We start from the raw sequence: 18686 nt of genomic DNA on the forward strand, positions 1-18686 counted from the left end.
GGGAAATGAAATGAAAACGATCTTCAAAATCCTGACCGGCCTTGCGCTCGTCACAACGCTTGCGGCCTGCAACACCACCGACCGCCTCGCCAATATCGGCAAGGCCCCGGCACTTTCGCCCATCGTCGACCCCACCGTCACCGCCGGCTACCGTCCGGTCTCGATGCCCATGCCCGTCCAGGAACCCGCTATCTATCAGGCCAATTCCCTGTTCCGCACCGACGCGCGCGGCTTTTTCAAGGACCAGCGTGCCGCCAAGGTCGGCGACATCCTGACGGTTCTCGTCGCCATCGATGACCGCGCCCAGATCGGCAACACCACTTCGGCGAGCCGCACATCGAGCAATTCGACCGGCCTTTCCGGCGTGATGGGCTCGATCTTCAATTCCGCTACACCGGCCGATGTCAGCGCGGACGCCGCGCTCGGCACCAATTCGGGCATCAACAATTCCGGCAACGGATCGGTCAACCGTTCCGAGCGCGTGACGACCAGCGTCGCCGCCGTCATTACCCAGGTGCTGCCCAACGGCAATCTGGTGATCGAGGGGCGTCAGGAAGTGCGGGTCAATTTCGAGGTCCGCGACCTGATCGTCGCCGGGATCGTGCGGCCCGAGGACATCGGCTCGGACAACACCATCCCCTCCACCAAGATCGCCGAAGCACGGATCGCCTATGGCGGACGCGGCCAGATCACCGACGTCCAGCAGCCCCGTTATGGCCAGCAGGTCCTCGACGCGATCCTGCCCTTCTAGGAACGGCACCATCCCCAAGGCCGCCTGCCTTCCCCAATTCGGGCAGGCGTCCTTCCTGGCTCTCCTTCCCCGTTGAGCCGGAAAACAGGGGCGCGGCACTTTCCCCGCCGCGCCCCTTTTTGCGTCGGAATATCATGGATGGCGGCTTGAAAGCCTCAGAACGCCACCGACGCTCCCAGAACCACGCCGCCCGAAAGCGCATGGCTCCACGCCGGGATCGCCGGTCCGCTTCCGCCGCCGGCCGAATTGAAGACAACCCGGCCGAACCCCAGCTGACCCTCCGCGAACACCCCCACCCTGATCTTGGCCGTTTCGGACACCGCATGGGCATAGCCAAGCTCGGTAAAGACCCCGAGGGTCGCAAAATCATAGGCGATGTTGGGCACCGGCCCCAGATCAGGCCGGAAGTAATGGCTGTCGGAAACCCCCATATATCCGCCCGCTACCTCGACGCGGAAATCGAGCGTACCGTGTTCGGAAACCTCGCGCTCCAGAAGCGCGCCAATCCCCGCCGAGGCCGACAACACGTCCTGCCCGATCACCGTTCTGGTATTGGGCATCGGCCCCGAAGGGCACGCCGCGCCGCACCGCAGGCCCCTGGCCGCGTAGCTGGCAAGACCCGCGCCGATGACCGCATAGGGCTGCACGTCAAGGCCACCGACCTGCCAGTCCTCGCCCGGCAGCGAAAAACGCAGGCTCGCATCGCCGAACCCGCCGATGGCGAGATCGCTGAACGTTTCGGAATAGAGCGTCTGCCCCGCCTCATAATCGCGATCCCCGAAGGTGCCACCGCCCGCTATGGGAAAGCCCGCGACAAGCTCGAACCAGCCATCCGCATTGCGGCTCGCGACGACGAACTCGACGTCCATCGTATAAAGCGGCTCATAGCTCAATATGCTCGTGGGGTTGCCATACGAAGCCATTCCCGGCCCCGGCAGCGGGGTGTACATCGAGGCATCGTGATTGAGCGAAAGATAGCTGGCACCGCCACGCACCTGCACGCCGAACGTCACTTCGCCCTGCTGCGCGAACACCGGAGCGCCCGCCGCGGCCAGCGCGACAATCGAAACCACCGATGTACAGATCGCTCTCACGGCACGAGGGATCGATAATCGCGAGGAAAAGTCAATCCTTTAGACCGCTTCAGGCTTCGATGGGATCGGGATGCTCCGGCGATTGCAGTGAGATAGAGTTGGACCCCGAACCAAAACCCCGCACAATTGATCAGTCGTCGCGATAGACCTTTTCGCGGCGCTCGTGCATTTCCTGGGCTTCAAGGCTCAGGGTCGCGATGGGGCGGGCGTCGAGGCGGGCTATGCCGATGGGCTCGCCGGTTTCCTCGCAATAGCCATAGGACCCGTCTTCGATCCGCTTGAGCGCCGCATCGATCTTGGCGATCAGCTTGCGCTGCCGGTCGCGGGTGCGCAATTCGAGCGCACGGTCGCTTTCCGACGACGCGCGGTCGGCCATATCGGGATGGTTGGTACTCTCTTCCTGGAGGTTTTCGAGCGTCCCGCGGCTTTCGCGCAGAATCTCATCCTTCCAGCCATCGAGCTTGCGCCGGAAGTATTCCCGCTGGCGCGGGTTCATGAATTCTTCGTCCTCGGTAGGACGATAGTCTTCAGCAAGAGCATCAATCGTCATCGAAAGACTCACTCCCCGAACCTCAGGTGCCGCCTATATAGGTTCATCGACGGCATCGGGCAACCGACTTTTGTCCGCATGCCCAACCCGTGAGCAGGTGAGGAGAATGGGTCACAGCGCAGGCTATCGCGCACGATTCGGCTTATCCACAATTCTCGCACCCTCCCCTGATGGAGATCGGTGCAAACAGGTGTTCAGGCCGCGATCAAGGGGCGGGGCGGGATATCGGCGCCCGCCTACTCCTCTCCCGTGCCGACCTTTTCCAGATCGTACGGCGTCGTCTGGTAGATCTCGTTGATCCAGTTCTGGAACATCAGGTGGGCGTGGCTGCGCCATCGGTTTTCCGGCGTTACGGACGTGTCGCCGCCGGGGTAGAGATTGGCGGGCGGTTCAGGGTTGAGGTCGGCGTTGAGGTCGCGCTCGTATTCGTCGGCAAGCGAGCGGTTGTCGTATTCGAGGTGGTTGAGCATGTAGGCGGCGCGGTATTTCCGGTCACCGAGCATGCACACGCCGATCTCCTCGTTATCGATGAGGATTTCGAGATCGGGACCGATGGTTTTGCGATCGATGTCGTTGTAGCGCGAGACCGGGATCATCGGGCTGTCGGACATGCCGTGCAGTAGCGGGGAGGTGTTCACCAGCCGGTGACGGAACACCCCGAACGCCTTTTTCTCCATGCGGTAGCGCTTTACGCCGTGGAAATGATGGAGCGCGGCCTGCGCGCCCCAGCAGATGAACATGGTGTGGTGCACATTGGTCTGCGTCCAGTCCATGATCTCGATCATTTCGGGCCAGTAGCGCACCTCGTTGAACGGGATATGCGCGATGGGTGCGCCGGTGACGATGAAACCGTCGAACTTGCGCTGCCGCACGTCCTCCCAGGTCTTGTAGAAGGTTTCCAGATATTTCTGCGGCGTACCCTTGGACTTATGGTCCGTGATGCGCACCAGCGTCAGGTCGACCTGAAGGGGCGTTGCGCCGATCAGGCGAGCGAACTGGGTTTCGGTGCGCTCCTTGTTGGGCATCAGGTTCAGAAGACCGATCTGGAGGGGGCGGATGTCCTGCCGGGTGGAGCGAGACTTGTCCATCACCACGACGCCCTCGGCCTCGAGGGTTTTTCTGGCTGGGAGTTGGTCTGGAATGCGGATGGGCATTTTTGTATATCCTCAGGGAAAAAGCATGGGCAGGGTCAGCGGGCGTCGATCGCCCTGCACATGAGTTCCATGAAGTCTTTTTCGTCGCGGACCTTTGCCAGGTCCTCGGCATCGATGGCATATCCAAAATTGTCGGCCAGCGCCCGGTAACGGGGCAGACGGTCGCGCAGCAGCGCCTCGAACCCCCAGACAGCGAAGTCATCAGGGTCGACGTCGTTGTCATGGGTGACGCCGTTGAGCATTTTGAACTCCGCCCATTTCTCGATGAGAAAGGCGGGCGGATAATACATCGGTTTGGGTGCGGCGCGGAAGCGGTCGATCAGGCGCTGGGCGTCGTCCTCGCTGCCCTTGAGATAGACGAGCAGCGTGTTCTCACGCAGGGCCTTGACAACGGGATCGTCGGGATCGTGCGGATCGAGCACCTCGATCAGCGAGCCGCCGGTGTCGCACAGGAAATTCTCGTAACCGTAAAGATCCTTGGCACGCTCGATAAAATAGGGCACGTCTAGCAGGGAATAGACCTCGGCCACCCGATGCTGCTCCTGACGGCGCTGATATTCGGCGAGCGGCAGGCCACCCTTTTCGGGGTTGCCGGGGGTGCCCAGATAGGTCGAGAGCGGCTCGAGATTGTCGAAGGTGATGTTGGACGAGATATAGATCGAATCCGAGCGCAGCAGTTCGGCAAGGAAGGGCACCTTCATCGCCTCGCGCTTGAAGTTGTCGACGATATATTCGCCCATGTGCCGCGTGCCGATGCGGAAATCGACCGAGAAGTGGAACCAGTCCTCCTTGCGCAGCAGATTGCCCAGCCGGGTCTTGCCCACGCCCGCCATGCCGAAGACCGTGACGGCCTTGCGGGGAAGGGCTTTGAATTCTGCGGCGTTGGCGAGGAGCATGGCGGTTCCGGGCTTTTACAAAACTTGGCGCTGGCTGGCAGATCGCTGGCCCCCTCACCCCCAGCCCCTCTCCCACGAAGGGAGAGGGGAGCTCGTATGGTGGCCCCACGCTTCCCCTTCTCCCCTCGTGGGAGAAGGTGGGCTTTCGCGAAGCGAAAGGTCGGATGAGGGGGCTGCGATGCTACCAAAACGCCGATTTCAAAGGGCATAGACCAAAGCCTTCCCGCAAACAAGCGACCAGCGCCGGGCAGAAATTGCCGGGCGAGAGGCGAAAGATTCCGGGCTGACTGGGCGCTCAAGGTCGTTATCCGAAAAAAAGCGATTTAGATTCAATGAAGTAAGAGTCTGGCACTCCGTTTGCTTCGCTCATTCCGAATACGCGCGCGTTGGCGCCGGCAAGACGGAGAGTGAAATGGGTATTTATGGTGCTTTGGCGACGGCCGTGACGGGGATGCGGGCGCAGGCATTTGCGCTCGAAAACATCTCGGGCAACATCGCCAACTCCCAGACCACGGGCTACAAGCGGATGGAGACCGGGTTCATCGATCTCATCCCCGATGCGGCGGTGGGACGGCAGGTACCCGGCGCGGTACTTGCTTATTCGCGTTCGACCAACGACGTGCGCGGCGACATCATCACCTCACCGACCGGCACCCATGTGGCGCTCAACGGGTCCGGCTTCTTCATCGTTTCGGAAAAGACCGGCACCACCGACGGACAGGCGGTGTTCGGGGATGCCAATTTCTATACCCGCCGCGGCGATTTCGAGATGGACCGGGAAGGTTACATGGTCAACGGCGCAGGATATTATCTGCGCGGCGTGCCCATCGATTCCGAGACGGGCAACGTTGCCGGTTCGGTTCCCGAAATGATCAAGATCGGCAATGGGCTGATCCCGGCGCGCACAACCACGCGCATCCAGTACCAGTTAAACCTGCCCGCCGTGCCGGCGGTGGGGCTGCTTTATGCGCCCGCCGAAACGACCAGTAACGAGGGGGGCGCCCTGACCGGGGGCACGCTGCTCGATAGCTTGCCCGGGTTCGGCGCCGGCGACACCTTTACGATCAACACCGGCAACGGTGTCCAGACGTTTACCGATGACGGCACGAGTTCGGATACGTTGCAGAATCTGGTTGACTGGATCAACGGCAACGCCAGCATCAACGCCACTGCATCGATCGTTGGCGGGGAGTTGCAGATCGTCGCGGATGACGTTCAGACCGGCCTGACCATAAGCGGTACGGGGGCGATCGCCGGACTGACCTCGCAGGGCGTACCCGAATTCCTCAATCAGACGGTCGAGGGTGGGGCGATCACAGTCTATACGCCCAACGGCGCTTCGGTGAACGTGCAGATGCGCTGGGGCATGATGTCGGATAACCCCGACACCTGGCAGCTCTATTACATGGAACAGAGCGATCCGCAGGAATGGGTGACGGTGCCCGGCGGGGAATTCACCTTCAATCCCAACGGCACGCTCGCGACCATGGACGGCAATCCGGTGGCGGGCGATGACGTGGTGCAGCTCAACCTTCCGGGGCTTACGGTCAACGGAACAACGGTGGGCGATGTAGCGCTCGATTTCGGCGTCAGCGGGCTGACCCAGTTCGACAATGCCAATGGCCGCGCCTCGGTCACCCAGCTCAACCAGAACGGGTATGCGGCAGGCTCGTTCATGTCCGTCGCGGTCAATGACGCCGGGCGTGTCGTGGCGACCTATTCCAATGGCGAGCAGATCGAGATCTACCAGCTGGTCACTGCCAACTTCAACGCCGAGAACATGCTCAAGCGCATGGATGGCGGGGTTTATGCGGCAACGGCGCAATCGGGCGAGGCGATCCTTTCGCTCGATGGGGGCGTTTCGGGCGGCGCGCTGGAATCCTCCAATACCGACATTTCCGACGAATTTACTAAGCTGATCGTAACCCAGCAGGCCTACGCTGCGGGCACCCGTATCGTCTCGACCTCCGACGAGATGCTGCAGGAAGCCCTCAATATGGTCCGCTAGTTGAGACAGAACGTCGTAAACTGGAGACGGGAAAATGGGACTGAGCTCGACGCTCTCTAACGCACTGGGCGGCATGAACGCCAGCCAGCGCGGCATCGATGTGCTCTCGCGCAATGTGGCCAACCAGGGCACGCCCGGTTACCACAGGCAGTCCCTCACCATCACCGAAACCGCCTATGGCACCAGTGCGCAGGTGCGCACGGCGGAACTGACGCGGGCGTTCAACGAGGCGCTGGAAAAGCAGCACCTCGTCGCGGTGTCAAATTCCGGGCTCCATTCGGCGCGCGCCTCGTTTCTCGATCGGCTGCAGATGCATATCGGCAAGCCGGGGGATGCCAATTCGCTCGACACGCTCTATTCGAGCTTCGAGAACGCCATGCAGGCGCTGGCGACCAATCCGAACGATGTCACGACCCGCGCGGGCGTACTCAACCACGCCCAGCACCTCGTCGAGCAGCTCAACCTGTTGAGCGGCACGGTGCAGGAGATGCGCAGCGAGACCGAATACCAGATTTCCAATGCGGTCAACGACCTCAACCGCAATCTCAACGCGCTGGCCGACATCAATATCCGCATCCTCGATCTCTCCCAGGACGAGACGGCACGGCTCTCGCTCATGGACGAACGGGACCGGCTGGTGGCGATGATCGCCGAAAACGTCGACGTCAAGGTCAGTTACCGGGCGGACGGCACGGTGGCGCTGATGACGGAAACCGGCGTCGGCATCCTCGATGTCGCGCCTTCCCAATTCAGCTTCACGTCCGGCGGCGCCCTTTCGGCCACCTCGCTGTTCTCGACCGATCCTGCACAAAGCGGGGTGGGGGCAATCAAGCTCAGGACACCGTCCGGGCTCGAAATCGACCTTGGAGCGCAAAACCTGCTGACGTCGGGCAAGATCGCCGGGCTGATGGAGCTGCGGGACAACACGCTGGTCAACATGCAGGACCAGCTCGACGAGATCGCAGCGGGGCTGGCGCTGGCGCTCAATACCGTGACGACAGAGGGCACCGAAGTGCCGGCGGCCAATCCGGGCGATCCGGCCGGGTTCGAGGTCGATCTGAGCGGTATCCGGCCCGGCAACTCGATGCTCCTGCAATATACGGATACCACGGGCACCCAGACGGTGAGGCTGGTCCATTCCGAGGACGGTTCCGTGCTGCCCTCACCGAACGCCAGGGGCGAGCGCGTGATTGGCGTCGACCTGACGGACACTGCGGCTGTTGCTGCGGCGCTGGGTCCGGATGTGACCGTCACCGATCAGGGTGGCGGTGTGTTGCGGATCATGGATGACGGGGGCACCAGTTCCACCATTGCGTCCATGACCGCCTATACGACCGCGGGAGGCAATCAGGGCGGAGCCGCGGCGCTCAACCTTTTCGTGGATTCTCACGGCGTTCCGTTCAGCAACAGCCTCGACGGCACCGATCAGAAGCTGGGTTTTGCGGGCCGGATCAAGGTCAATCCGGCGCTGATCGATGATCCGGCGCTGCTGGTGCAGTACGATGCGGGGATTTCGCTGGGCGATCCGACGCGGCCGCAGGCTTTGCTCGATGGCCTCAAGTCGATGCAGTTCATCTCGGAAAAGATGACCTCGCTCGCCGATGGCGGCGTGCGCCTCTCGGGCAAGGTCAACGAGATGATCGCCCAGATGATCAACCATCAGGGCAATGTGGTGGCCAGAGCCGAAAGCCAGGCCAGCGCGGTCAATTTCACACTGGAAACGCTCACCCAGCGGATGCATGCGGAATATGGCGTCAACGTCGATGAGGAAATGGCGCGGCTGATGCAGCTCCAGAATGCCTATTCGGCCAGCGCGCGCGTCGTGTCGGTCGTTCAGGAACTGATCGACTCACTGATGCGGATGTGAGGTGAAGGGCTGAAATGATTGTAAACAAGTCGCTTTATCCGGTTTCGACGACGATAAAGACCATCACCGGCATGCAAAAGCAGCTTGAGAGCCTGCAATTGCAGCTCGCGACGGGCAAGCGCTACAACAGTCTCGCCGAAATAGGCTCGAACCGTATCCACGACCTCAACATCCGTGCCCGGCTGGGCCGGATCGAGGGGTTCATGGCCAATATCCAGACGGTCGAGACGCGGCTGTCGTTCTATACCAACGGGCTGGAACGGCTCGATGAGATCGAGGCCGACGCGCGGGCGCTGGCGGTGCCGGGGGCCTACGGGACGGACGGCATCAACCTCGCCAATGCCAAAAATCAGGCGACGGCGCTTCTGGGCGAGGTCATCGATACGCTCAATACCGATATCATGGGCCAGTATATTTTCGGCGGCAACGCCTCGGACCGCAAGCCCGTGGCGAGCTTTGACGAGATCATGCACGGGCCCAACGGGTTCGTGTCCTTCGTCCAGGCGCGGCAGACGGGCAATCCTGCCGATCCCGCCGATCTGGGAGATCTTGGCGATGTGGATGACCCTGCCCAGCAGGGGATAGGCAGGCTGGACCGCACGGTCGCCGCAAATGTCGTAACGGTTTCCGAGGATGGAGACCACGACCGGGGCTTCAAGCTGGCCGGTGGCTCCTCCACCAATCCGGCCATCACCGTGGGTTTTGATCCCAACGCCCCTCAGCCGCGCGAAGTGACTGTCGATTTCGGTGCGCAGCCCGAACCGGGCCAGTCGGTCACCATTCTCGTGACCTATCCCGATGACCGCAGCCGGACCGAGGCGATCACGCTCAAGGCAACGACCGACGATCCTCCGCCGCCGGGCACCTTCCTTATCGGTGCCGATACGGATGAAACCGCCGCCAATTTTTCCGACAGCCTCAAATCCAGCCTGGTCGAGTTGCGCGATACGGCGCTGACGGCCTCCTCGACCTATGCGGCGGCTGACCAGTTCTTCACGAAACGCGGGGAGACGGCACACCCGGACGCCATGCAGTGGTATCAGGGCCAATATGCCACCGAGGATGGCAACTCGCGGCTGTCGGTTTCAACCAATATCGATGAATCGACCCGGGTAAATTACGGCGTAACCGCGAACGAGGACGGCATCGTTGAACTGGTAAAGGGCCTCGCGGTGTTTGCGGTCAGCGAATTGACGCCGCTCGATGACACCAATGCGGGGATCTATGACGGGCTCGTGGCACTGCAGCGCGCACGGCTGTCGGAGGTCAACAATGCGAAGCCCGGCTCGATCGAAGGCATCACGATGGAGCTGGGGCTGGCCGCGCATACGCTCAACACCGTCAAGGCGCGCCACACCCAGTATGACGCCCAGCTCAAGACCATGCTCTCCGACATCGAGACCGCGCCAGTCGAGGAAGTCGCCATGCAGATGCTGGCGCTTCAGACGCGTTTACAGGCCAGCTATCAGGTGACCTCGATGGTGAGCCAGCTCACGCTGGTGAATTATTTGCGGTGAGGGCCTGAGCCCGGTTTCTTCTTCTCTTCGCTTCCCCGGCGAAAGCCGGGGGCCATGCTTCATCATCCACAGTTGTGGAGGGGCATTCTGGGTCCCGGCTTTCGCCGGGACAGCGAAGGGGGAGCTAGGCCGCCTGCGGCACGGCGCGCAGCCCCGCCGCGATTTCCCTGTTGATGAGAATGAGCGCGTCGAGCTTTTCAGGAGCGGGGCGGGTCATAACGGTGAGGGTGTGGCTCATCACGAAAACGCCGAGGTTGGCGATGTTCTGCTTGATGGGCCGCGGAAGTGGATTTTCCTCGCGGGTAACCGCCTGGATGAAAATGCTCCACAGCTTTCGGTTGAAAGTCAGTGCCTTGTCGAGTTCGTGGGCTTCATCGTCCCAATTGTCACGGATGCGCTGGAGCTGGATGGCACTTTTGGAAAGCAGGTTGGCCTCGACTTCGCGGGGGTTAGCTGTCTTGCGGGCCGTCTGCTGATAGGCCAGTGCTCCGTACTGGTGCATTTGAGAGAAGCTCCCCCTCATACTCAATGAGTTTCTTTGCGACTTTAAGAGCTTTGTACAAATCGCCAGTTAAGATTTCATTGTTGATCTGATCGATCAGAGAAAGGGTCGAGGGCGCCGCCTTGATCATGTCGTTGATCATTTCAAAATAGCTTTTCTGGAGCTTTTCGACCGAGCCTTCCACATACATGATCTGGACGGCCAGATAGATGGCGCGGGCAGGCGTGTCCGCCGTTTCGGCCGTAAGAATGTCCTTTTCGCGCAGGATGGGCGCCTGCCCCTCGATAAACAGCCTTGTGCGCTGGTCGCCATTGGTAACGACACAAGCGCCCAGAAGCAGTTTTTCACCGGGCTTGAGTTCGACCTTGAGCGCCATGTCCGTACCTCGCTGGTTCTTACCCGAACAGCCGCAGCACGGACTGGTCGGCCTGGCTGGCGAGCGAAAGGGCCGTCTGGGACAATTGCTGCCGGGTCTGTAGCGCCAGCATGTTGGCGGCTTCCTCGTTGCTGTCGGCCAGGGTGAGGTTGGCCGCGCCCGATTGCAGGGTGTTGATCATTTCACGGGTGAACTGCTCGCGGTTCTGAACAACCGAGAGCGTAGACCCCAGATCGGACGCCTGGGCACGGACCTCGCCAAGCGCAAGCTGGACGTTGTGCAGCAGTTCATCGACCTTCTCGTCCGTTTCAAGGTCGGCGGGGTTGATTTCCAGCAGGCCGATCTCGTTCGAGTTGATCGGACGAGGATTGCCGTGGGCGTCCTTGGTTTCGATGGTGATGAGCGAAGTACCCATCTCGTTGAACACGATCTTGAGATCGTCGCCACGCAGCAGGTTGACGCCATTGTAGGAGGCGTCTTCGGCCAGCCGGTCAAGCTCGCTGCGCAGGGAATTGAACTGATCGGCGAGCGCCGAGCGGGTGGTATTGCCATCAATCGTGGCTTCGCTCATGGGCGAGCCGTCGATGATATCGCCTGATGCCCCCCCGACCTTCAATGGGGTGGTGGAAAGGTTCTCGATACGCAGCATGCCTCTGTCGTTGGAAGCGCGCAGTTGTCCCTTGAACTGAGTGTTGATTTCACTGACGAGTTCATCGACCGTTTTGTTGGCACCGCCCTCGGCAGCGCCCATTGTGGGGGCGCCGTCAATCGCGGCGCCCAGACCCAAATTCAGGTTGGTTATCAGGGTCGCGGTTGCGCCACCAGCCGTGTCATCGACCGTTGCCGCGCCAATATCGACACGCGAGTTGGCGCCCAACGTGTCTGAGGTTATGGTTATGGCGTTCCCGTTCAGTTCAACGGTGGCGCCACTGATCTTGTCCTCGATCAGTGCGGCGAATTCTTCCGCGCTGTCGATGGTATAGTCCCCATTGCCGATTGCCCTTATGTCGGCACCCGTGATGACGATGGACTGGGGAGCGCCGCCGTCGAGCGTCACGTCAAAAGAAATCGTGTCGCCATCGTCATTCAATGAGCCGGCAGCAGACCAAGCGATGGTCGCGCTGCCTGAGGCTGGTTTGGTGAGTGCAACATTGGCGGGCGTGTCAATGTTGCCGCCAGAAAAGCTGAGTTGATCACCAGCGGAGAACGGAACGTCCTTGGGAAGAGTGAACGACGTCATCTGAAAGGTGTTGTCCTGCCGCGCCTGGCGTAGCGTGGACTGCATGGATTCCAGCGTCTTGGTGATGGCGGTGAGGCCATTGTCGGCGGCTTCGATGGTTTGGATGCCGTTGCTCATGGCGTCCAGCAGCGTGCCGATATCGGCGGCGCGGGCATTGAGCGAGGATGCGGTGAAGAAGTTGGTCGGGTTGTCCAGTGCCGAGTTGACCTTCTTGCCCGTCGCCAGGCGCTCCTGCGTGCGGTCCATCATCTGGGCCGTGTTTTGCAGGTGCAGAAGGTTGGAGCGTACTGCTTTGGAAAGAGTAACGTCGGACATGACCGGGCCCCCATTTGGCAAGTTCGGCGGAATCAGCCCGTTCATGAGCTGTTAACCATGATTGCACGCAGAAGTGCTACCGAATGGTTAACAAACTCTAACTTTCAGAGGTCGAATTAAGATTTCCGCCTAGACTGTACGGTCGCGCAGATGGAAGGACGACCAGGGTGGCTGCCAGGGCTCAGGCGGCGCCTGTGGGGGGATGGTTCGCGTCTCGATATCGGGTGGGAGCGTGGCAGCGATGCGGCTTGCCTCGAACAGCGTCTGCGCTGCGACTTCACCTATAACATTCTGATCGGGCTCATGGTTTTGTCGTTCTGCCTGTGGCTGCGCAGCAGGCTGGGAGGGAGCATGATCCGCATTGGCGCTGCGCGCCTCCATGGCGGATTCGACGGTCGCGGACGCCGGGCGCGACGGTTCGCGGCGCGCGCTGGAAGCGACGCCGAGCGGGCCCTGCATCAATGTCATCTGACCGACCACCGTTAACCACTACCCTCCACAGGCGGCAAATATTGCCGGGCAGGTTATGCCGGGAGAGGTGGCTTTCAGATTACGATGGCCGCTAAAATTGTCTTAAAATGAGACAGAAAGAGGCTGGAGCGTTGTGAGGTCCAGCCGCTTTCGTTTCCTACAGGGCCTTGTTGATCGAAATGCCCTTGAGCGAATCGTCTGAACGCTTGGGGGGCATTCCCGTGGGGGAATAGGTTTTGGCCTGCTGGCCCGAATTGACCTGCCGCGCCACGTCCGAAAGGAGCGTTTCGGTGACGTTGCGGGCCGTGGCGAGCACGCGCAGGTTTTCCGCCATCTGGGTGGCGAGGGCCTCGTGGCCCCGGCGCAGCACCTCGACGCGCTCGGGGGCTTCGGCCTTGAGGCGGGGGGCAACGCGCTGCACGGCGCGGGCGATGGCAACGTAATCCTGCGCCAGCTTTGTCTTGTCGGCGGTCAACTCGCCCGCCTCGCGCATATGCCCCGCGCGCAATAGCGTCGTTTCGCGGTTCATGATCTCGACCAGTGCATCCAGGGCAGTCTGGGCGCGGTCGCAGATCGTTGCGGTGTCCAGATCTTCGAGTGCGGCCAGGCGTTCGGCGGCTGTCATCGTTGGTAGGCTCCTATGGCACTCGCGCGATCGATCGGCGCGGAGGTTGTCTGCTGCTGCTCGAGAAGGGCCGCGACCATCTGGTCGGCGATGCCGATGCCGCCCGATCTGGCCATGAGGTCCGCATATTGCTCGGCCATCATGCCGCGCCAGGTTTCCTCGGCGTGGCCACCCCCGAACATGGAGTCGGTTTCGAGCCCCTTGAACATTTCGGAGACGAGGGTGTTAAGAAACACGCCTTCGAGTTCGACGGCTTTTTCTCTAAGGTGATCGACCGGCTTGTCGGCGCCGGCCGGGAGCAGTGAAGTCTGGAGGATCGAAAGCGACATCAGATGACCTCGATTTCCGCCTGCAACGCGCCGGACGCCTTGATGGCCTGGAGGATCGCGATGAGGTCGCGCGGGCTGATGCCCAGCGTATTCAGCCCGTCGACGAGCTGCTGGAGCGAGATCGATTCCGGGACGATGGCAAGCTGGGTTTCGTCGGCCATCACGTCGATCTGCGTGCGTGGCTCGACGGCGGTCTCCCCGAAGCTGAACGGCTCGGGCTGGACGATGGTGGGGTTCTCGGAAACGGTGATCGTCAGGTTGGAATGGGCGATGGCGACGGTCGAGACGCGAACGTCGTTGCCGATGACGATGATGCCGGAATTCTCGTTGATGACGATGCGCGCGGCCTGATCGGTCTGCACGACAAGCTGCTCGATATCGGTCAGAAGGTCGACGATATTGCCGTTGAAATTGTGCGGCAGGGTGAGGCGGACGGTGGCAGGATCGGCCGGGATGGCGACCGGCAGGCCAATGAGGTTGTTGACCGCCAGCGCGATGCGGCGCGAAGTCGTCAGGTCCGGGTTCTTGAGCGAGAGGCGCAGGGAGTGCTGCGCGCCGAGCGAAAAATTGATCTCGCGTTCGATGAGCGCGCCAGACGATATGGTGCCGGTGGTAGGCACGCCCGAGACGACGGTCGCGGCATCGCCCTGCGCCATGAAACCGTTGATGACAACGGGGCCCTGCGCAATGGCATAGACCTCGCCATCGGCGCCCAGCAGGGGGGTGACGAGCAATGTGCCGCCCTGGAGACTCGTGGAATCGCCAAGCGCGGAAACCGAAACGTCGATCCGGCTGCCCTGGGTTGAAAAGGCGGGCAGGTTGGCGGTGACCATGACGGCGGCGACGTTGGCGGTGCGCAAATTCTCGCCGCGCGTGTTGACCCCCATGCGCTCGAGCATGGCAACAAGGCTTTGGCGGGTGAAGGGCGAGTTGTTGAGCCCGTCGCCCGTGCCGTTGAGTCCTACGACCAGACCGTAGCCGACAAGCTGGTTGTCGCGGATGCCCTCGACGTCGACGATATCCTTGATCCGCGCCGGCGCGGCGTGGACCGGCACAACTGGCGCCACGCTCATCGCGAAGGCGGCGAGCATGGCGATTGCTGATCTCAAAACTCTGAGCTTCATCGTTATTCCCCGATTCCCGGCCCCTGCGCGCCGCCTCCCCAGGCGGGCGTGCAGGTATTCGAGAGGGAAATAGCGAAAAGCGTGCCAATTTCGTGCAGGCGATTTAAGGTATTGGAATATATTGTTTTATTGTAGGAATGGCATGGTTACGGGGCGGCCTGCCCGGCAGGGTTTGCCGGGTGTTAAGATAAAATTAACGGGCATGGGCAAAATCTGCCGGTTAGCAAACCATTAACCTTGGGCCGGAGCCCTCCAGGCAACGATGCGCATAGACGGGACAGGACGGATCATTCCCGGTACGGGGCGAAGCGCGAGCAGCACCTCGCGCGGTGGGGAAGTGTTCCGTCCCGAAACGCCCGACGCGCAGCCGCGTGCGGCCCAGACATCGTCCGTTGCCGCATCCACCGGCATCGATGCGCTTCTGGCGCTGCAATCGGTGGACGATGCGACAACCGGTCGGCGCAAGGCCATCCGGCGCGCCAACCTCCTGCTCGACGCTCTTGAGGAGATTCAGGCCGATCTTCTGGCCGGGCGGATCAGCGAGGGGCGACTCAATCGGGCGATTGCGCTGCTGACGCAGGCAAAATCGGCAACCGAACCGGGGCTCGATGCATTGGTGGCCGATATCGAGTTGCGCGTCCGGGTCGAACTGGCAAAGCTGGGCAAATATCCTCCGCTGTGATCTGGTACTATCGCATATGGCCTGCGCTTATGACCTTGCCCCTCCCTCAACCCCTGCCTCTTTGGAGATCGCTGCGAAATCGCCACATTGATATTTTGGCGGGTTGGATCGTTTCCATCAGAACCTGAAACGATCCAACCCTTCTCCAAGCCAGGCAACCCGAACCGCCCCCTCTTCACATTGCCCCCCGCGCGCCCTACCTTCTGGCCTCAATCTGGAGAGCAGCGCCCGTGGCCAATCTGCCGACCACCATCACCGACGAGTTGGGCATCACCCTCACCAATCTCGCCGATGCCGCGACCGGCACAGTTGCTCCGACCCTGCGCATCGGCGTCACCGGGCTTTCCCGCGCGGGCAAGACCATCTTCATCACCGCGCTGATCCATAATCTTCTCACCGGCGCGCGCCTGCCCGGTTTTGCGCCCATGGCCGAGGGGCGGCTGATCGGGGCGAAACTCGCCGAGCACCCCGACAACGCGACGCCCCGTTTTGCCTACGAAGCGCACCTTGCCGCGCTCACCGGTACACCGCCGCACTGGCCCGAAAGCACGCGCCGCATCTCGCAACTGCGCCTGACCCTGCGCTATCAGTCCAACAACTGGCTCTGGAGCCGGTTCGGCATGTCGACGCTCAATCTCGATATCGTCGACTATCCCGGCGAATGGCTGCTCGACCTGCCTCTCCTTACCCAGAGCTACGCCCAATGGAGCAAGGAAGCCCTGGCGCTGGCCGGGCGTCCCGCCCGCGCCAGCGAGGCAAAGCCTTTCCTCGATCTGGTCGCGGCCACCGATGCATCCGCCGAGGCGACCGATGCCGCCGCCGAAGCCCTTGCCGCCGCCTTTACGCACTATCTGCGCCAAAGCAAGGCCGATGGCCGGGCCCTCTCGACGCTGCCGCCGGGCCGGTTCCTGATGCCCGGCGATCTCGAAGGCTCTCCCGCGCTCACCTTCGCTCCGCTTCCCCCGCCGGACAGCACCCCGCGCTCATCGAGCCTTCATGCCATGCTCGAACGGCGCTTCGAGGCTTACAAGAACATCGTCGTCCGCCCGTTCTTTCGCGATCATTTCGCGCGTCTCGACCGCCAGATCGTCCTCGTCGATGCTCTGCGCGCGCTCAATGCCGGGCCCGAGGCGGTTGCCGATCTCGAAACCGCGCTCACCTCGGTGCTCGCCTGCTTCCGGCAGGGCGCTTCCAACCCCATTTCACGCCTTTTCACCCGCCGCATCGACAAGATCCTGTTCGCCGCCACCAAGGCGGATCTTTTGCACCACACCTCCCACCCGCGCCTTGAAGCCATCCTCAACCGGCTCGTGGCGAACGCCGCCCGCCGCGCCAAATTCGCGGGCACCGAAACCCGCTCGCTCGCCATCGCCGCCGTCCGCGCCACGCGCGAGGGCACGGTCAGGGACAATGGTGATACGCTCGACACGATCATCGGCACCCCCGAGGCAGGACAGCAGCTTGGTGACACAACCTATGACGGAAAAACCGAAATCGCCTTGTTTCCCGGAGACTTGCCGGAGAATCCGGAATCACTTTTCAAGACAGTTGAATCAACGCCTCAACTCAATTTCCTGCGCTTTCTGCCGCCCGCTGACCTTCCGCGTTCCGAAACGGGCGATCCGGTTCTGCCCCATATCCGGCTCGACCGCGCGCTCGATTACCTGATCGGGGACCGGATGCAATGAGAGAACCCCGCGCCATTCCCACGCAAGACGAGCGGGCCGAAACCACGTCCGCCCGCACCCCGCGCGCCTTCGAGAGCGAGGCTGCCGTCCCGCACGCCGATGTGTTCTCGCTCACCGCCGAGGAGATGGAAGCGGCCTCCGTCGTGCCAGAACCCAAACGCAAGGGCCGCTTCTGGCGCGGCCTGGCGCTCTGGGCCGGAGGCACGCTGGTTTCGCTCGGGCTGGCACTCGCCGCCGAGCGGCTCATCCGGGACCTGTTTGCGCGCTATGAATGGCTGGGGTGGGCGGGACTCGGTGTGCTGGGGCTTTTCGTCCTCGCGCTCGTCGTGCTGGTCGCCCGCGAGGTCCTGGGCCTTTTGCGCCTGCGCACCCTCGACAATCTGCGCGACCGCGCCGCGCTGGCCATCACCGGCGACAATCTCCCGCAAGCCCGAAAGATCACCGACGAACTGCTGTCTATCTACGCCCGGCGTGCCGACCTCGCCCGCGCCCGCTCCGGGCTTGAAACGGACACCCGGTCCATCCTCGATGGGGCCGAACTGGTTCGCGTCACCGAGCGCGCGCTGATGGCCCCGCTCGATGCTCGCGCCCGCGCGCTCACCGCCGCCAGCGCCCGCCGCGTCGCGCTGGTCACCGCCGTCTCGCCGCGCGCGCTGATCGATATCGCGTTCGTGATCTTTGAAAGTTTCCGGCTGGCCCGCAATCTTGCCGATCTTTACGGCGCCCGCCCGGGCCTTTTCGGCTTCATGCGGCTCATCTCCGCCATCCTTGCCCACCTCGCCGTCACAGGCGGGCTGATCCTCACCGATGGCGTCGTCGAGCAACTGGTGGGACAGGGCCTTGCGACCAAACTGTCCGCCCGTCTGGGCGAGGGCGTCGTCAACGGCCTCATGACCGTGCGCGTGGGCATCGCCGCCATCCGCGTCGTGCGGCCCCTGCCCTTCGCGGTTCTGAAATCCCCTGTCGTTGCCGATTTCATTCCCGAGTTGACTCGCCTCGACCTCGACACAAAACAAAACGGGCAGGGACGATGACCCTGCCCACCTTCCCCGAGTGTAGAAGGATCAACTATTCGGTATCCTCGTTGGGATCTCCGGTGCCGTCATCGGCGCTCATGTCGTCGGAACTGTCCCCATCGCTGGCATTGGGCGTCAGCCCGGGAACGGGGCCTTCAATCAGACCGGCATCGACACACTGCTGAAGCGTGATACTTGCCAGTTCCACGCCAAGTGTCGGATCGGAGTTGATATCGACGGTAGGTGCTTCACCGGTCGGAGCCGTGGAGGCGGCAAGCTCCAGAGCATCGCAATGCTCCTGAACAGCAGCCAGATCGGCATCCGACACCTCCTGATCGCCAACCATGACCTGAGCGGCGGCCGCACCGGTCAGCGTGAGACCGAAAGCGAGAGCGATTGGGGCAACGAGCGTTTTCTTGAACATGATATTCTCCCTTGAACGAGAATTATTGCATCAGCACGCCATCGTGCTGAGCGGATA

General features: G+C 62.1%; 18 protein-coding genes. 7 read left to right on the plus strand and 11 right to left on the minus strand.

Annotation, left to right across the window (positions count from 1 at the left end; genetic code table 11):
• The first annotated feature begins 10 nt into the window (after positions 1–10).
• Positions 11–751, plus strand: coding sequence for a flagellar basal body L-ring protein FlgH (gene flgH, locus DQG18_RS08660; protein ID WP_116653867.1), 741 nt, complete (start codon positions 11–13; stop codon positions 749–751).
• 155 nt (positions 752–906) lie between these two features.
• Here the strand turns inward: flgH and DQG18_RS08665 are convergent, their stop codons facing one another.
• The 4 genes from DQG18_RS08665 to DQG18_RS08680 form a co-directional block, all read right to left on the minus strand.
• Positions 907–1824 carry a hypothetical protein gene (locus DQG18_RS08665; RefSeq protein ID WP_116653868.1) on the minus strand — a complete coding sequence of 306 codons (918 nt, stop codon included), beginning with the start codon at positions 1822–1824 and terminating at the stop codon, positions 907–909.
• A gap of 151 nt (positions 1825–1975) precedes the next feature.
• Complete coding sequence (gene dksA, locus DQG18_RS08670) at positions 1976–2395, minus strand: RNA polymerase-binding protein DksA (RefSeq protein ID WP_116653869.1); 420 nt, start codon at positions 2393–2395, stop codon at positions 1976–1978.
• A gap of 236 nt (positions 2396–2631) precedes the next feature.
• A complete protein-coding gene (locus tag DQG18_RS08675) occupies positions 2632–3549 on the minus strand; it encodes a homoserine O-succinyltransferase (protein ID WP_116653870.1) in 918 nt (305 codons plus the stop codon).
• Between the two features lie 35 nt (positions 3550–3584).
• Entirely contained in the window at positions 3585–4445 is an 861-nt protein-coding gene (locus tag DQG18_RS08680) for an ATPase (RefSeq protein ID WP_116653871.1), read from the minus strand.
• A 412-nt stretch (positions 4446–4857) separates the two neighbouring features.
• Here DQG18_RS08680 and DQG18_RS08685 point away from each other — a divergent pair, with 412 nt between their 5' ends.
• Genes DQG18_RS08685 through DQG18_RS08695 form a run of 3 tightly spaced genes read left to right on the plus strand, consistent with a single transcriptional unit; the run spans position 4858 to position 9837 of the window.
• Positions 4858–6453, plus strand: coding sequence for a flagellar hook protein FlgE (locus tag DQG18_RS08685; RefSeq protein WP_116653872.1), 1596 nt, complete (start codon positions 4858–4860; stop codon positions 6451–6453).
• 34 nt (positions 6454–6487) lie between these two features.
• Positions 6488–8320 carry a flagellar hook-associated protein FlgK gene (gene flgK / locus DQG18_RS08690; protein ID WP_116653873.1) on the plus strand — a complete coding sequence of 611 codons (1833 nt, stop codon included), beginning with the start codon at positions 6488–6490 and terminating at the stop codon, positions 8318–8320.
• Positions 8321–8334: 14 nt separating this feature from the next.
• Positions 8335–9837, plus strand: coding sequence for a flagellin N-terminal helical domain-containing protein (locus DQG18_RS08695; RefSeq protein ID WP_116653874.1), 1503 nt, complete (start codon positions 8335–8337; stop codon positions 9835–9837).
• Between the two features lie 124 nt (positions 9838–9961).
• Here the strand turns inward: DQG18_RS08695 and flaF are convergent, their stop codons facing one another.
• The 6 genes from flaF to DQG18_RS08725 all read right to left on the minus strand — a co-directional run bounded on the left by flaF (position 9962) and on the right by DQG18_RS08725 (position 14786).
• The gene (gene flaF, locus DQG18_RS08700) at positions 9962–10339 is read right to left on the minus strand and encodes a flagellar biosynthesis regulator FlaF (protein WP_116653875.1); all 378 of its coding nucleotides are present in this window, start codon (positions 10337–10339) and stop codon (positions 9962–9964) included.
• Positions 10287–10715, minus strand: coding sequence for a flagellar biosynthesis repressor FlbT (flbT, locus tag DQG18_RS08705; RefSeq protein ID WP_116653876.1), 429 nt, complete (start codon positions 10713–10715; stop codon positions 10287–10289). Before flbT ends, flaF begins: the two co-directional genes overlap by 53 nt.
• A gap of 19 nt (positions 10716–10734) precedes the next feature.
• The gene (locus DQG18_RS08710; RefSeq protein ID WP_198669716.1) at positions 10735–12270 is read right to left on the minus strand and encodes a flagellin N-terminal helical domain-containing protein; all 1536 of its coding nucleotides are present in this window, start codon (positions 12268–12270) and stop codon (positions 10735–10737) included.
• Between the two features lie 628 nt (positions 12271–12898).
• Positions 12899–13366, minus strand: coding sequence for a hypothetical protein (locus DQG18_RS08715; RefSeq protein ID WP_116653878.1), 468 nt, complete (start codon positions 13364–13366; stop codon positions 12899–12901).
• Positions 13363–13695 (minus strand): rod-binding protein, encoded by a 333-nt coding sequence (locus tag DQG18_RS08720; protein WP_116653879.1) that lies wholly within the window; start codon positions 13693–13695, stop codon positions 13363–13365. Before DQG18_RS08720 ends, DQG18_RS08715 begins: the two co-directional genes overlap by 4 nt.
• Positions 13695–14786, minus strand: a complete 1092-nt coding sequence (locus DQG18_RS08725) for a flagellar basal body P-ring protein FlgI (protein ID WP_245958423.1) — start codon at positions 14784–14786, stop codon at positions 13695–13697. The genes DQG18_RS08720 and DQG18_RS08725 overlap by 1 nt, the downstream gene beginning before the upstream one ends.
• Before the next feature lie 295 nt (positions 14787–15081).
• Between DQG18_RS08725 and DQG18_RS08730 the strand changes: the two genes are divergently transcribed.
• The 3 genes from DQG18_RS08730 (at position 15082) to DQG18_RS08740 (ending at position 18223) form a co-directional block, all read left to right on the plus strand.
• Positions 15082–15501, plus strand: coding sequence for a flagellar assembly protein FliX (locus DQG18_RS08730; RefSeq protein ID WP_116653881.1), 420 nt, complete (start codon positions 15082–15084; stop codon positions 15499–15501).
• A 230-nt stretch (positions 15502–15731) separates the two neighbouring features.
• Positions 15732–17189, plus strand: coding sequence for a YcjX family GTP-binding protein (locus DQG18_RS08735; RefSeq protein WP_116653882.1), 1458 nt, complete (start codon positions 15732–15734; stop codon positions 17187–17189).
• Positions 17186–18223: a YcjF family protein gene (locus DQG18_RS08740; RefSeq protein WP_116653883.1), complete on the plus strand. Its 1038-nt coding sequence runs from the start codon at positions 17186–17188 to the stop codon at positions 18221–18223. Before DQG18_RS08735 ends, DQG18_RS08740 begins: the two co-directional genes overlap by 4 nt.
• Positions 18224–18257: 34 nt before the next feature.
• Here the strand turns inward: DQG18_RS08740 and DQG18_RS08745 are convergent, their stop codons facing one another.
• Positions 18258–18629 carry a hypothetical protein gene (locus DQG18_RS08745; protein ID WP_116653884.1) on the minus strand — a complete coding sequence of 124 codons (372 nt, stop codon included), beginning with the start codon at positions 18627–18629 and terminating at the stop codon, positions 18258–18260.
• Between the last annotated feature and the right edge of the window lie 57 nt (positions 18630–18686).

Source organism: Pelagibacterium sediminicola (assembly GCF_003390885.1).
Lineage (GTDB): Bacteria > Pseudomonadota > Alphaproteobacteria > Rhizobiales > Devosiaceae > Pelagibacterium > Pelagibacterium sediminicola.